The following is a 13,688-nucleotide window of genomic DNA, read 5'->3' on the forward strand; positions in this document are numbered from 1 at the left end:
TGATTATCTGCAGTATCGGAAGGAGGCGGACGGATGTCCCGTATGACAGGAAAAAATAACATTACCTCGAAGCAGTTTAACCGGGGACTTCTGCTGAAGCTGATCGCGACAAAGGTCTGCCGGACGCGCATCGAGCTTTCGAAAGCCACCGGGCTGACGAAGATGACCGTGACGAATATTATTTCGGAGTTTATGCAGCAGAATCTGGTCGCAGAGTGCGAGGAAGAGCAGACGGAAGTATGCGGCAGAAATCCGATCCTGCTGGAGATTTCGCCGAAAGCGCCGAAGGTGATCGGGCTTTTGATTTTCCGCGACCGCATAGAGGCCGTGCTGTGCACCATCTCCATGAAGACGCTGGCAACGGAGAGTATTCAGTTTGATTCGCTGACAAAGGAGCAGCTATATGAACACTGCTTTGCGGTGATCGACCGGCTGCTCGAAAAGGAGAAATATATTCTTGGTATCGGCGTGGCGGCGATCGGTCCGGTGGATATCTGGAAGGGCGTGATCCTGAATCCGCCGCGGTTTTACGGCATCCGCAATGTACCGATTTTAGAGGTGCTGAAGGAAAGATATGCGTATCCTGTTTTTTTTGATCACGATAACAACAGCGCGGCGCTTGCGGAGCGGCTGTTCGGTATTGGAAGAAATGTGCAGGATTTTCTGTTTCTCGGTATCTCAAACGGTATCGGCTCCGGAATCGTCAGCGGCGGCGAGCTTTACCACAGCCATCGTGGAATCGCGCCGGAGATCGGTCACATCAGTATTGATCGCAGAGGGCCTCTGTGTGTCTGCGGCAACCGGGGATGCCTGGAGCTGTACGCAAATACACATATTGTTTTAAAGAAACTGCGGGCGGCAGCCGGGGAGGGAGCAGGCGCGGACGATCCTTCAGGAACGCCGGAAACCGCCTCTTTCGCTGACTTCTGCCGTATGCCGCCGACCACAGGAACAGAGGCGGTCTTTGAGGAAATGCTTCAGGACGTCAGCGCCGTCCTTGTCACCAGCGTGAATATCCTGCACCCGGAAATGATCGTGCTCGGACATGACTGCATCGACTGGGATGAGCGTCATGTCCGCAGGCTGGAGGAACTGGTAAATGAGCGGAAGGTGGTGCACGACCAGAGTCCCCTGCCGGTGAAAAAGGCTTATTTCGGGAAAGAGGCGCAGCTTATCGGGGCGGCGTGCAACGTGGTGAATCAGATGTTTAAGGGAGAGCTGAGCAGTTATATTTTGTAAAAGCAGTCTTGACATCTCTTCTATACTTGCTATAATAATAGTAAATTAAATATACCATTAAACGAGGAAAAGCGGACTGCAAAAGAGCAGTCAGAAAGGGATGGAGGACATGATCAAAAAGTATCAGATCGACACAGAGGAAAACAAGGCATTTTTACAGGAGCTTGCAGACGATCTGCTCCGCTTCGGGCACAGATTCCCGTCGCCGGAGGGAAGCTCCTGGTATCTGGGAGACGACGGCACGCCGTGGACGGACCGCAACCGCGAGACATGGATCACCTGTCGTATGGCGCATGTATACAGCATCGGCTGCCTGCTCGGACATGAGGGAAGCGAGAAGCTTGTTGACGCTGCGCTGAAGGGCTTAAACGGAGAGCTGAAGGATACGGAAAACGGCGGCTGGTATCCGGGTCGCACGCCGGAGGGCGGAATTTTGCCGGACAAGCAGTGCTATGCGCACGCATTTGTAATCCTGGCGGCGACCTCCTCCATGCTGGCAAACAGACCGGGTGCAGAAAAGCTTTTGGAGGAAGCGCTGGAATTATACGATAAGCGTTTCTGGAACGAGGCGGAAGGGCTTTCCTGCGATACCTGGAACACAGAATTTACGGTGCTGGATGATTACCGCGGTGTAAACGCAAATATGCACACGGTGGAGGCATTCCTTGCGGTTGCTGATGCGACTGGCAGAGAAAATTACCGCGAGCGTGCGAGACGCATCGTCGAGCATGTAATTACATGGGCGAAGGACAACGAATGGAGAATCCCGGAGCACTTCACGAAGGACTGGGATCTGGATCTGGAAAAAAATAAGGAAAAGCCGGATGATCCGTTTAAGCCGTACGGCGCAACGCCAGGACACGGCATTGAGTGGGCGCGTCTGATCACGCACTGGGCGCTGTCTACCTATAAAAATGAGAAGGAAAAGGCACAGCCGTATGTGGAAGCAGCAGAAAATCTTTTCAACCGCGCGATCGCGGATGCATGGAATGTGGACGGCGCGCCGGGCATCGTTTACACGACAGACTGGAACGGCAAGCCATGCGTACACGACAGAATGCACTGGACGCTGGCGGAAGCGATCAACACCTCCGCTGTTTTGTACCGTGTTACCGGAAAGCAGCAATATGCGGACAACTATGCAGAATTTATGCAGTATCTTGATGAGACTGTGCTGGATCATGTAAACGGCTCCTGGTTCCATCAGCTCGATGAGCACAACCAGCTTCTCGGAACTGTCTGGCCGGGCAAATCCGACATTTACCACGCACTGCAGTCCATGCTGATCCCGTATCACAGAGTAGACACTTCCATTGCCTGCGCGGTGAAGGAAGCGGTTGGAAAATAAAGAATTGGTTTGGAAAGCTCCTCTGGGAAACCGGAAGAGCTTTTTGTTCACAAAATTTTCACAAAATTATTAGCACTCTCACTTGACGAGTGCTAAAATGTGTGCTATATTACATATAGAACAGATAGAGAGGACGGAATAAAACAAGAATCCTTTCCAGATGTTTTAAAAATAGAAAAATGGACACAATATTTTGTGAAAAGGAGAGATGACTTATGATGATGCCGAGTATTTTTGGAAGAGATATGTTTGATGACTTTTTTGGATATCCGTTTGAGGCAGTGAGACCGCATGAGGTGGTAAAAGCAAGCATGATGCAGACTGATATCAAAGAGCTGGAGCACGGCTATGAGATCACGATGAACATTCCGGGTGTGAAGAAAGAAGATGTAAAGGCAGAGCTGAAGGACGGCTACCTTACCATTCAGGCAAGCGCCAATACCAGCAATGATGAAAAGGACAGCAACGGCAGATACATCCGCAGAGAGCGTCATTTCGGCACCTGCAGCAGAAGCTTCTACGTAGGCGAGGAAGTAAAGCAGGAGGAAATCAAGGCGAAATTTGAGGATGGCACCCTGAAGCTCTTTGTTCCGAAGCAGGAAGAAAAACCGGCAGTGGAGAATAGCAAATACATCACGATCGAGGGCTAAGAGCCTGGAAGAATGGCGATAAAACAAAAAAAGTTCATACAGCAGGCGCAGAGACGAAAAAGCTCTGCGCCTGTTTGCGTTGCCATGCATCCGAAGGGAGCTGCTTGTGGCAGCTCCCGTAGGTTTACAACCTTGCCGGAGGATGTTATACTGGAAATGTTATTTCACTTAGATTTTATTTAGAGAGAAGCGGAGTAATTTTTTAGGAGGATATTGAGCCTGTATTTTAGTAATAACAAATAGAAATCAAACAGGGGAGTCATTTTGTACTTCCCGTGAAAACAGAGAGGACAGCTATGAGTGAGAACATTTTGATCGTGGACGACGAGCGGGAAATTGCGGATCTGGTGGGATTATATCTTGGGAATGAAAATTTCCATGTGTACAAATACTATTGTGCGGCGGATGCGCTGCAATGTATTGAGAAGGAGAAGCTCGATCTGGCGATCCTGGACGTGATGCTTCCGGATATGGACGGTTTCTCGCTCTGCCGGAAAATTCGCGAAAAATACAATTATCCTGTCATCATGCTGACGGCGAAGGGCGAAGAGGTCGATAAGATCACTGGTCTGACGCTCGGCGCGGACGATTATATCACAAAGCCGTTTCTGCCGCTGGAGCTTGTCGCGCGCGTGAAGGCGCAGCTCCGTCGCTATAAGCGCTACAATGTGGGCGCGCAGCCGGAGGCAGACGTGTTTGAGTACGGCGGACTGGTGCTGAATGTGACGACGCATGAGTGCAGGCTGAATGAGAAGCCGCTGGAGCTGACGCCGACCGAGTTTTCCATTTTGCAGATCCTCTGTCAGAACCGGGGAAAGGTTGTAAGCTCGGAGGAGCTGTTCCGCCAGATCTGGAAGGAGGAATACTTCACGAAAAGCAGCAACACGATCACGGTCCATATCCGTCACCTGCGGGAAAAGATGGGAGATTCCTTTGAAAATCCGAAGTACATAAAAACAGTCTGGGGGTGCGGTTATAAAATTGAAGGATAAAAAGATACGGACGCCAAAAATAATATTGATCGCGATTGCGGCGGTAGTGGGTTGCCTGTGGCTCTACAATATGGTGGATGTATTTTTTAACGGTATGTTTATAGATTGGTTTACCGCGAATTATACGACCCCCTATATGACGAAGGATGATTTTTATATCTACCAGCCAGACTGGGGCAGTGTCAAGGTTCTTCTTCTGCAGGCGCTGATCCTGGTGGTCCTCATCTGCATCGTCGCCGTTCATCTGACGGCGCGCTACCAGTCAGCGAAAAAAGTGCGGGAATCCATTACGGAGACAAGTAACATGATCCGTCGCTATATGGCGGGGGACCGGGATGTGGAGGAGATATTTCCTGCTGGCTATGAGGAGATCGCTATGCAGATGACTGCAATCAAGACCGACATGCAGCGGCGCGAGCAGACGCTGAAAGAAGAAGTCAGCCGCAAAAATGATTTGATCGTTTATCTGGCGCACGACCTGAAGACGCCGCTTACATCTGTTATCGGATATTTGAGCCTCCTTGAGGAAGCGCCGGATATGCCGGCAGCGCAGAAGGCGAAGTATGTGCACATTTCACTGGAAAAAGCGCTCCGTCTGGAGCGGCTTATCAACGAATTTTTCGAGATCACGCGCTACAACCTGCAGCAGATCGCGCTGGAAAAGGAGCGCATCGACCTGTCTTATATGCTCATCCAGATGGCGGATGAGTTTTATCCGATCCTGCAGGGGCATGGAAACACCGCACAGGTGCAGGCGAAGGAGGGCATTATGATCTACTGTGATCCGCTGAAGCTGGCGCGCGTGTTCAACAATATACTGAAAAATGCGGTGGCGTACAGCTACCCGGACACGGTGATCGAGATTGAAGTGCAGGAGAGGGAGGAGGAAATCGTGATACTTTTCCGCAACCACGGAAGGACGATCCCGAAGCAGAAGCTGGAGACGATCTTTGAAAAATTCTTCCGCCTCGACAGCGCCCGCGCCACAAACACCGGCGGCGCCGGGCTGGGACTTGCCATCGCAAAAGATATTGTCGAGCTGCATGGCGGCACTATTATGGCGGAAAGCGAAAACGAACTGACGACCTTTACCGTCACGCTGCCGCAGTCTTAACCTTTTCTTAGGAAATAAACAACTGCATATTAAAGGATGAAAGACTTCTGTCTGGTAAGATAATTACTGACAGGAGTCTTTTTTGCAGCTTATAAGGAAAGAGGGAGATATGCCGTGTATTACGATAATAGAAAACGGCGGGGAAGGATGGAAACGAACCGGCGATACGGTACGGAGCAGCCAGGGGCTGCAGCCGGACAGCAGGAAAAAGCTTATGAAGCGCGTCGGGAGACACAAAGGAACAAAATGCGGCAGGAAGCACAAAAAAACAAGATGCGGCAGGAAGCACAAAGAAACAGAATGCGGCAGGAAGCACAAAGAAACAAGATGCGGCAGGAAGCACAAAGGAACAGAATGCGGCAGGAAGCGCAAAGGAACAGAATGCAGCAGGAAGCACAAAGAAACAGAATGCGGCAGGAAGCGCAATGGAATAAAAAACAGTTTAAGAAAAGGAGACTTGCACGGATCTGTACAATGCTGACATCCGCCGTCGGGGTAATTTTGGCGGCTTTGGTCTGTCTTGCGGCGGTGCGGTTTGTGAGTCCCAGAGTACAGCAGGCGGCTGAAGGGGACGGAGCCGGAAGCGTGAACCTTGCGGATCTATACAGTCCCTATGCGATTTTAATAGCTGCCGATACCGGCGAAACACTGGCGGAGAAGAACAGCCACGCGCAGATCTATCCGGCATCGCTCACAAAAATTATGACGGCGCTTCTGGTAATCGAGTATTCGGGCAATCTGGACGAGACTGTCTGGATACCAACGGATATCTATGAACAGCTTTATGCGGAGGGCGCATCCATGGCTGGCTTTCTGCCGGGAGAGGAGACGACGCTGCGGGAGCTTTTGTACGGCATCCTGCTTCCGTCAGGGGCGGAGTGCTGTCTGACGGCTGCCCGCTATATCGGCGGCACGGAGGGGATGTTTGTGGAGCTGATGAATCAGAAGGCGGCGCAGCTCGGCATGGAAAACACAAATTTCACAAATTGTACCGGGCTGCAGGAGGAAACGCATTATTCTTCCGCTGCCGACATTGCGATACTTCTGCAGTATGCCTTATCGAATGCTACTTTTGGGGAAATTTTTACCAGCAAATATTACTACGTGCAGCCGACAGAACAGCATCCGGACGGCTTTACCTTCTGGAGCACGTTGTTTTCACAGACGGACAGCAGAGCGGACGGCGTGATCCTCGGCGGAAAAACAGGCTATACAGAGGAAGCGGGGCTTTGCCTGGCAAGTCTTTTGAGTGTTGGCGGCAGGGAGTATATTCTGGTGACGGCGGGCGCGCCCGGCTCGCATGAAACGGAACCATATCACATAGAGGATGCGTTAAATGTAGCGGGACAGTTATCGGCATAATATGAGATTTATCACATTCTGCGTTCACATGGATTGGCAGAAATCAGCAGCTATTATGTGCAGAGGCGTTGGCAAGATCAGCAGCTATTGTATGCAGAGGCGTTGGCAAGATCAGCAGCTATTATGTGCAGCGGTGTTGTCAGAGACTTGAAGCTTTTTGTATAGTGACGCTCCGATCGGGACATGATATAATAATAAAAATCCCGCCTGTGTAATAGGATGACCTCTGAATACAACAAATCCTTTCGGCAGAGCGCATCAGGATCGCGGGAGGACAGTATGGATGACGGAGGCAATATGTGATGTGGAAACTTTCCGGAAAATCAGTATATAAAGGCATTGCGGTGGGGCCTGCCGCGGTGCTGAAAAAAAGCGACCAGCAGGTGAAGCGCAGAAAAACAGAGGATGCGGAAGCGGAAATTGCGCGCATCCGGGAGGCGGCAGCCGCGGCGAAGGAGCAGCTTCAGCGGCTCTATGAGAAGGCAGTGGCGGAGGTCGGAGAGGCGAACGCCATGATATTTGAAGCGCATCAGATGATACTGGAGGATGAGGACTTTCTGGAGGCAATGTATCATATGATCCGCACGGAGAAGGTGAATGCCGAGTATGCGGCTGCAGCGGCGGGGGACCATTTCGCGGAAATGTTTGCGGCGATGGATAATGATTATATGAAAGCGCGCGCCGCGGATATGCGGGACATCACCAACCGTCTCATCCGGAATCTGAGTGGACAGGGGGACGGAGCGTTTTTGGCTGAACAGCCTTCTGTTATCATTGCGGACGACCTTTCACCGAGCGAGACGGTACAGATGGACAAAAGCCGGATCCTGGCGTTCGTCACAGTACACGGCTCAGCAAATTCCCACACGGCGATCCTTGCGCGTCTGATGAACATTCCGGCTCTGGTGGGCGTACCGGTCGATCTGGAAAAAATAGAAAACGGCATGACGGTAATTGTGGACGGAATGCAGGGCGAGGTGATTTTTGAGCCGTCGAAGGCAGCGCTGCAGGAGGCCCAAAAGAGGATTGCACAGGAGACGGAACGGGCGGCGCTTCTGCAGGAGCTGAAAGGAAAAGAAAACAGGACGCGCAGCGGCAAAACGGTGAATGTCTATGCGAATATCGGCGGCGTGGGGGACGTCGGCTATGTGCTGGAAAACGATGCTGGCGGGATCGGTCTTTTTCGCAGCGAATTTCTGTACCTTGGGCGCAGCGATGCTCCGGGCGAGGAGGAACAGTTTCAGGCGTACATGCAGGTGCTGCGCATGATGGGGGAGAAAAAGGTGATCATCCGCACACTTGACATCGGCGCGGATAAAAAAGCGGATTATCTGGAGCTTGGCGAGGAGGAAAATCCGGCGCTTGGCTACCGTGCGATCCGTATTTGCTTAAAGCAGCCGGAAATTTTCAAAACGCAGCTTCGGGCGCTTTTTCGCGCTGCGATGTACGGAAATCTTTCCATTATGTATCCGATGATCATTTCTGTGAGAGAAATGCAGCAGATTGCTGCAATCGTGCGGCAGGTGCAGGAGGAGCTGGAGGCGGAGGGAATCCCCTACCGGGTACCGGAGCAGGGCATTATGATCGAGACGCCCGCTGCGGTGATGATCAGCGACGAGCTGGCAGAGCTGGCGGACTTTTTCAGCATCGGCACGAACGACCTCACACAGTATACGCTCGCGATCGACCGCCAGAACGCGCGCCTGGACGACTTCTACGACCCACATCATCCGGCAGTCCTGCAGATGATCCGCATGACTGTGGAGAGCGCACACCGTCACGGGAAATGGGCGGGCATCTGCGGAGAGATTGGCGCAGACCTGGAGCTGACGGAAGAATTCCTGAAAATGGGCGTGGACGAGCTGTCCGTTTCCCCGGCAATGGTGCTTGAGCTGCGCAGAAGAATACGGGAGATTGAGTAAGAAGAATCAGAATAATGGGATGAGTTTTTTACTCATCCCATCCATCCATCAGGCGAATGGTGACGGCAATGTTCCGCACAAATTCGCCTTCCTTTAATGTAAGATCATCGTTCTCGGAGATAGAGGGCAGGATGTTGCCTTCTTCCAGCTCCAGCGTGATCCAGTCGCGCGCCGCCTCGATCGCATTGTCGAGCGCTTCATCTAAGGTTTCGCCCTCTGCATGGCAGTCGTCTAAATCCGGGAAAAATCCTTCATAGGTATTCGTTTCTGTTTTGTGGAAAACAGCGGGGTATACAAATCTCATAAGAGCCTCCTGATTATTTTGATAAAGTATTGATGTCAGACGTCTCGTTCACATGAAACAATCCGCAGGCATCATAGGTGGGCGGGGTTTTTGACCCCAACAACATCATATAGGGATATGAGTCGTTTGTCAAATTGATTTTTGCTTATGAGATAATGGCGCTTTTTGTTTATGAGATTATGGTGCGCCGTGCAACATAAAATGCGATCACTGCTGTCAGCAATTCCGTGATCCAGAATGCATTCCAGACGCCGGTGGGACCGTAAATGTTACTTAAAATAAATGCGGCAGGAATAATGATAAGGACATACCGCGACAGGGAGATAATGAGTGATGCGGCCCCTTTTCCAAGTCCCTCCAGCGCTCCGGAAACGGTCACGGAAACTGCCGAGACGATAAAACCGGCGCTGATGATCCTGAGTGCTGTCTGCCCTGTGAGAATGGTCTCCGGGTTTGTGGTAAACAGACCAATCAATTGTCCGGGAAGCAGCAGACATATGGCGGTTCCAAGGAGCATGATGCTCACGCACATGCCAAGCGTTACATAAAAAATTTGTTTTACGCGCTTTGACTCCCCGGCTCCGTAGTTGTAGCCGATCACCGGACGCATCCCCTGGATGATGCCGTTTGCAGGAAGATAAAGGAAAGTCTGCAGCTTATAATAAATTCCCAGGATGACGACATAGATCTGGGAATATGCGGATAAAATCGCATTGAGCGAAGTGATCAGCAGGGAGGGCAGGGCGAGGTTTAAAATTGCCGGGATCCCGATCGCGTATAGCTTTTTATCAATATGTGTATTTCTTGTCAGATATTTTCTGCTGAGCCGTATCCGCATTGGATGCCGCACATAAACAATAAGATAAACAGCTACGGACAATATCTGTCCAATTCCGGTAGCAAGGGCCGCTCCTTCTATTTCCATTGCGGGAAAAGGACCGGCTCCGAAGATCAGGACCGGATCCAGAAGAATATTGGCAAAGCAGCCGATCATCAGACTTACCATGCTTACCTTCATATTTCCGACAGCCTGGAAAAGCTTTTCAAAGTACAGGCTGAGGGCGATAACGGGGGAAAAGGTAAATACAATTTTGGAATAACGCAGCCCCATCGCAATTACCTGCTCATCTGCCGTGAATTTTCCAAGAAACAAAGGCAGGACGGCGATGCATCCGAACATCATCAGAATACCGTGCAGCATTGTCAGGATCAAACCGTGCGCCGCCGCTGTATTGGCGTTTTTTTCATCGTCGGCGCCGAGATAAAATGCGATTACGGCATTGATGCCGACGCCAAAACCGATTGCCACCGCGTTAATAAAATTTTGAAGCGGAAAAACCAGGGAAAGCGCTGTCATGGCGTTTTCATTGATTTTTGCGACAAAAAAGCTGTCGACGATATTGTATAAAGAATTGACGAGCATGGATATTACCATTGGAAGCGCCATGGACGCTATCAGCGGCAATACCGGTTTTTCTTTCATAAAGGTGTCGTTCATAATCTGTCTCCTCCTAAGCTTTTACGCCTGTGAAAATGCGGGGAAAATAAAAACCACACAACTGCCGGAAAGCAATTGTGTGGCGAAAAATGGTTATCCCAGAAAAAATCCACATCACGTTTTATGTATCCGATGTTAGCATTAAAGAGGCATTCTGTCAAGGGATCTGCTGCGCATATAAAAATTTTCGTAGATATTTTGTTACTGTTCGCGCCAGCCTCAAACACCTGCTGCGACGCGAAGCTAGTCCTGTGGATTTGAGGCGTGAGAACGTGATTCAGGTGTGAGCAAATCCCATTCGTGAAGCGAATTTTAAATGGATTTGCGAAGGTTGCTGTGAACGGAGTAAACAGTAACGATATTTTTGATGAACGATGCAACCGCAGGCGATATAATACGACTATATGGATACAGGGACGTTAAGTCCCGGATAAAGCCGGACAGAAAATGTCCGGCAATGTACAGAAAGGATGTATTGCGTTGCAGTGACAAAGGATGTACTGCATTGCAGTGACAGGTGAATTTTATGGAAGACAGAGATATTATCGCTCTTTTCTGGGACAGGAATCAGTCAGCAATTTCTGCGGTCAGTGAGAAATATGATCATTACTGCTGGCAGATTGCCTGGAATATTGTCGGAAGCAGGGAGGACAGCGAGGAGTGCGTAAATGATACGTGGCTTTCCGCGTGGACCTATATGCCGCCGAAGAGACCGACCGTGCTTTCTGCGTTTCTCGGCAGGATCACACGCGGGCTGGCAATAGACTGCCTGCGCAGAAAATATGCGGCGAAGCGCACAGATATGCATATAGCAGATATTGCCGGGGAGGTGGAGAGTCTGGCGGACACGGCATTTTACACGCTGGATGAATATATGGAGCGCAAGGAGCTGGTGCAGTCTCTAAACGATTTTCTGCGAAGCCTTCCGGCTGTTGATCGGGATATCTTTATCCGCCGCTATTGGTATATGGACAGCATAAGTGACATTGCCGGGCAGTACGGGTTTTCCGTCAGCAAGGTAAAATCTAATCTGTTCCGCAACCGCAGGCGGCTGAAAAAATTCCTGGAAAAAGAACAGCCGCAGCACGTGGTGCAGCATTGTTTGTAGGCGGCATAATTTAGGTGAACTGTTGAAATATCATATATAAACATAAATATTATATATAAACAGACTGGCAGTGACAGACTGACAGCGGGAGGGCAGGTATGAGCGAGCGGGAAAAGGAACTAAAATTTTTAGAGATATTTGGTGAGATTGATGATACGCTGATTCTTGCGGCTGCGGCGCCGCAAAGAGAGACATACACGCATGAAGGAGAAAGGCAGAGGCGGGATCCGATGAGTGCGTCACATATCTTTATGAGGCTTTTGAAATCAGCGGCTGGGCGTGCGGCATGTGCTGCACTGGCAGTTCTTTTGGGGCTGTCCTGTATTTTCCATAATGAGGTGCGGGCGGCAATTCAGGAGTTTTCCACCTTGATAGGAAAGGTACTTGGTCTGGAGGAGGATTTAACGCCATATGCTGAAATACTAAATATGAAGCAGACAAAAGACGGGATTTCTGTTACACTAAAGGAGGCGATTCTCTCGGATAATCATTTGTTTGCTGTTCTGGAAATTGGCAGTGAGACAGAGGATGCGTCGGAGCTTTTTCCGGGAAACAGCGGTGTGGTTGAGATAGATGGAAAAGCTGTAGATTGTACGAGTATGGGGATCAGCTATGCGGACGAGGATCATTATATTCTGGAATGGGGCTTTGCGAAGGAAGAAATACCGGATACAGCGGATATTGTTTTTGAGACACAGATCGGCAGAGGAGCGGAGGACACGGCACCAGTCACCCTCGAATTTGCATTTTCCGCTTCACGGGAGGAGCTGGAAAGAAACACATTAACCTGTGATATTAACCAGAAGCTGGAAATACAACAGGATGTTTATGTGGATATTGAACGTTTCTCAGTAAATAGTATTTATGGGGTGCTTGAAGTGAGCGGACCTTCAGAACTGTCAGCCGGTGATGCAGAATATTTTATCAGGGGGATCGACAGCCTGGGAAATCCGATTCAGTTTACCCTTGAAAGAAGAGAAGGGAAACATTATGTTTTTAAAACGGAGTCTGCATTTGGCATATCCGGGACAACCCCTTCCATGGAAAGTGAGTGGATAGAGCTGCAGTTTTATAAGCTGGAACTGGAAATGGACGAACCGCAGGAAGAGTGGGAGGACGGCAGGGAGATTTATTCTGTGCAGTCAGGTACAGGAGATATGGCGGATGCGAAACCGATCGGAGAGAAAATACGGATAGAGCTGAGAAAGTGATATCTGTTAATTTAAACGTATATCGTATGTATTTTTTATGCTGGTATCAAATAGATAAGAGATATTGAGGAAAGGTAACAGGGAACATGGAACAGAAGGGATGCAGATTGTGCCCGCGGGAGTGCGGTACAGACCGGGCGGCTGGGAAAAAGGGCTTCTGTGGTGTGGCGGGAAGCAAAGTTCTCGCCGCACGCGCTGCTCTTCATATGTGGGAGGAACCATGTATTTCCGGGAAGCATGGGTCTGGAACGGTCTTTTTTTCCGGGTGTTCGCTGCGCTGCGTTTACTGTCAGAATGCGGTGATCGCAGACGCGCAGGCAGGGATGGAGATTTCTGTGGAGCGTCTGGCGGAGATTTTTCTGGAGCTGCAGGATAGGGGAGCGGAAAATATTAATCTCGTCACACCGACGCATTACACGCCGGAGATCATCCGGGCGGTGAAAAAAGCGCGCACGGAAGGACTGCGGGTTCCGGTCGTCTATAACTGCGGCGGTTATGAAAAGGTGGAAACACTGGCGACGCTGGATGGGATCGTGGATATTTATCTGACCGATTTTAAGTATATGGAACCGGAGCTTGCCGGACGCCTGTCACATGCGAAGGATTATCCGGAAGCGGCAAAGGCGGCGCTTGCGGAGATGGTGCGGCAGCAGGGAACGCCGGTCTTTGATGACGCGGGCATGATGAAAAGGGGCGTGATCGTACGCCACCTGCTCCTGCCAAATCACATAAAGAATGCGAAAGCAGTGGTAAAATATGTGCACGAGACATATGGAAATCAGGTTTATTTAAGCCTGATGAACCAGTACACGCCGCTTCCTCAGGTGGGAAATCTGCCTGAATTGAACCGCAAAGTGACAAAGCGCGAATATGAGCGCCTGCTGGACTATGCACTTTCCCTTGGCGTAGAAAATGCATTCATCCAGGAGGGCGAGACTGC

General features: G+C 50.4%; 12 protein-coding genes. 10 read left to right on the forward strand and 2 right to left on the reverse strand.

Annotated elements, in window-relative coordinates; translation table 11 throughout:
• Nucleotides 1-33: 33 nt before the first annotated feature.
• The 7 genes from ACLU9Q_RS14750 (at nt 34) to ptsP (ending at nt 8,627) form a co-directional block, all read left to right on the forward strand.
• Nucleotides 34-1,239 carry an ROK family transcriptional regulator gene (locus ACLU9Q_RS14750; RefSeq protein WP_296831382.1) on the forward strand — a complete coding sequence of 402 codons (1,206 nt, stop codon included), beginning with the start codon at nt 34-36 and terminating at the stop codon, nt 1,237-1,239.
• Between the two features lie 109 nt (nt 1,240-1,348).
• Entirely contained in the window at nt 1,349-2,587 is a 1,239-nt protein-coding gene (locus ACLU9Q_RS14755; protein ID WP_296831381.1) for an AGE family epimerase/isomerase, read from the forward strand.
• Nucleotides 2,588-2,802: 215 nt separating this feature from the next.
• Nucleotides 2,803-3,237, forward strand: a complete 435-nt coding sequence (locus tag ACLU9Q_RS14760) for an Hsp20/alpha crystallin family protein (RefSeq protein WP_296831380.1) — start codon at nt 2,803-2,805, stop codon at nt 3,235-3,237.
• A 296-nt stretch (nt 3,238-3,533) separates the two neighbouring features.
• Nucleotides 3,534-4,229, forward strand: a complete 696-nt coding sequence (gene vanR / locus ACLU9Q_RS14765; RefSeq protein ID WP_296831379.1) for a VanR-ABDEGLN family response regulator transcription factor — start codon at nt 3,534-3,536, stop codon at nt 4,227-4,229.
• Nucleotides 4,219-5,343 (forward strand): sensor histidine kinase, encoded by a 1,125-nt coding sequence (locus tag ACLU9Q_RS14770; protein WP_412625522.1) that lies wholly within the window; start codon nt 4,219-4,221, stop codon nt 5,341-5,343. Before vanR ends, ACLU9Q_RS14770 begins: the two co-directional genes overlap by 11 nt.
• Before the next feature lie 114 nt (nt 5,344-5,457).
• Nucleotides 5,458-6,705: a D-alanyl-D-alanine carboxypeptidase gene (locus ACLU9Q_RS14775; RefSeq protein ID WP_412625524.1), complete on the forward strand. Its 1,248-nt coding sequence runs from the start codon at nt 5,458-5,460 to the stop codon at nt 6,703-6,705.
• 302 nt (nt 6,706-7,007) lie between these two features.
• Complete coding sequence (ptsP, locus tag ACLU9Q_RS14780) at nt 7,008-8,627, forward strand: phosphoenolpyruvate--protein phosphotransferase (RefSeq protein WP_412625534.1); 1,620 nt, start codon at nt 7,008-7,010, stop codon at nt 8,625-8,627.
• Nucleotides 8,628-8,655: 28 nt separating this feature from the next.
• Here ptsP and ACLU9Q_RS14785 read toward each other — a convergent pair whose 3' ends face one another.
• Both ACLU9Q_RS14785 and ACLU9Q_RS14790 read right to left on the reverse strand, forming a co-directional pair.
• Nucleotides 8,656-8,931, reverse strand: a complete 276-nt coding sequence (locus ACLU9Q_RS14785; protein ID WP_412625525.1) for a type II toxin-antitoxin system HicB family antitoxin — start codon at nt 8,929-8,931, stop codon at nt 8,656-8,658.
• Between the two features lie 169 nt (nt 8,932-9,100).
• Complete coding sequence (locus ACLU9Q_RS14790; RefSeq protein ID WP_412625526.1) at nt 9,101-10,429, reverse strand: MATE family efflux transporter; 1,329 nt, start codon at nt 10,427-10,429, stop codon at nt 9,101-9,103.
• A gap of 526 nt (nt 10,430-10,955) precedes the next feature.
• On the opposite strand from ACLU9Q_RS14790, the gene ACLU9Q_RS14795 reads away from it, so the two are divergent.
• From ACLU9Q_RS14795 to ACLU9Q_RS14805, 3 genes are all read left to right on the forward strand, one after another.
• A complete protein-coding gene (locus ACLU9Q_RS14795) occupies nt 10,956-11,537 on the forward strand; it encodes an RNA polymerase sigma factor (RefSeq protein WP_412625528.1) in 582 nt (193 codons plus the stop codon).
• A gap of 98 nt (nt 11,538-11,635) precedes the next feature.
• Nucleotides 11,636-12,748, forward strand: coding sequence for a DUF4179 domain-containing protein (locus tag ACLU9Q_RS14800; RefSeq protein WP_412625530.1), 1,113 nt, complete (start codon nt 11,636-11,638; stop codon nt 12,746-12,748).
• Nucleotides 12,749-12,834: 86 nt separating this feature from the next.
• Nucleotides 12,835-13,688: radical SAM protein (locus ACLU9Q_RS14805; protein ID WP_412625532.1), on the forward strand; the 854-nt coding region annotated here is incomplete at its 3' end.

Origin of the sequence: Marvinbryantia sp. (assembly GCF_047017445.1) — a bacterium.
Taxonomy (GTDB): Bacteria; Bacillota; Clostridia; order Lachnospirales; family Lachnospiraceae; genus Marvinbryantia.

Bases quoted from the DNA above. Each gene is read 5' to 3' on its own strand.
- ACLU9Q_RS14750 (WP_296831382.1), top strand. From the start codon at position 34: ATGTCCCGTATGACAGGAAAAAATAACATTACCTCGAAGCAGTTTAAC.
- ACLU9Q_RS14755 (WP_296831381.1), top strand. From the start codon at position 1,349: ATGATCAAAAAGTATCAGATCGACACAGAGGAAAACAAGGCATTTTTA.
- ACLU9Q_RS14760 (WP_296831380.1), top strand. From the start codon at position 2,803: ATGATGATGCCGAGTATTTTTGGAAGAGATATGTTTGATGACTTTTTT.
- vanR (WP_296831379.1), top strand. From the start codon at position 3,534: ATGAGTGAGAACATTTTGATCGTGGACGACGAGCGGGAAATTGCGGAT.
- ptsP (WP_412625534.1), top strand. From the start codon at position 7,008: ATGTGGAAACTTTCCGGAAAATCAGTATATAAAGGCATTGCGGTGGGG.
- ACLU9Q_RS14785 (WP_412625525.1), bottom strand. From the start codon at position 8,931: ATGAGATTTGTATACCCCGCTGTTTTCCACAAAACAGAAACGAATACC.
- ACLU9Q_RS14790 (WP_412625526.1), bottom strand. From the start codon at position 10,429: ATGAACGACACCTTTATGAAAGAAAAACCGGTATTGCCGCTGATAGCG.
- ACLU9Q_RS14795 (WP_412625528.1), top strand. From the start codon at position 10,956: ATGGAAGACAGAGATATTATCGCTCTTTTCTGGGACAGGAATCAGTCA.
- ACLU9Q_RS14800 (WP_412625530.1), top strand. From the start codon at position 11,636: ATGAGCGAGCGGGAAAAGGAACTAAAATTTTTAGAGATATTTGGTGAG.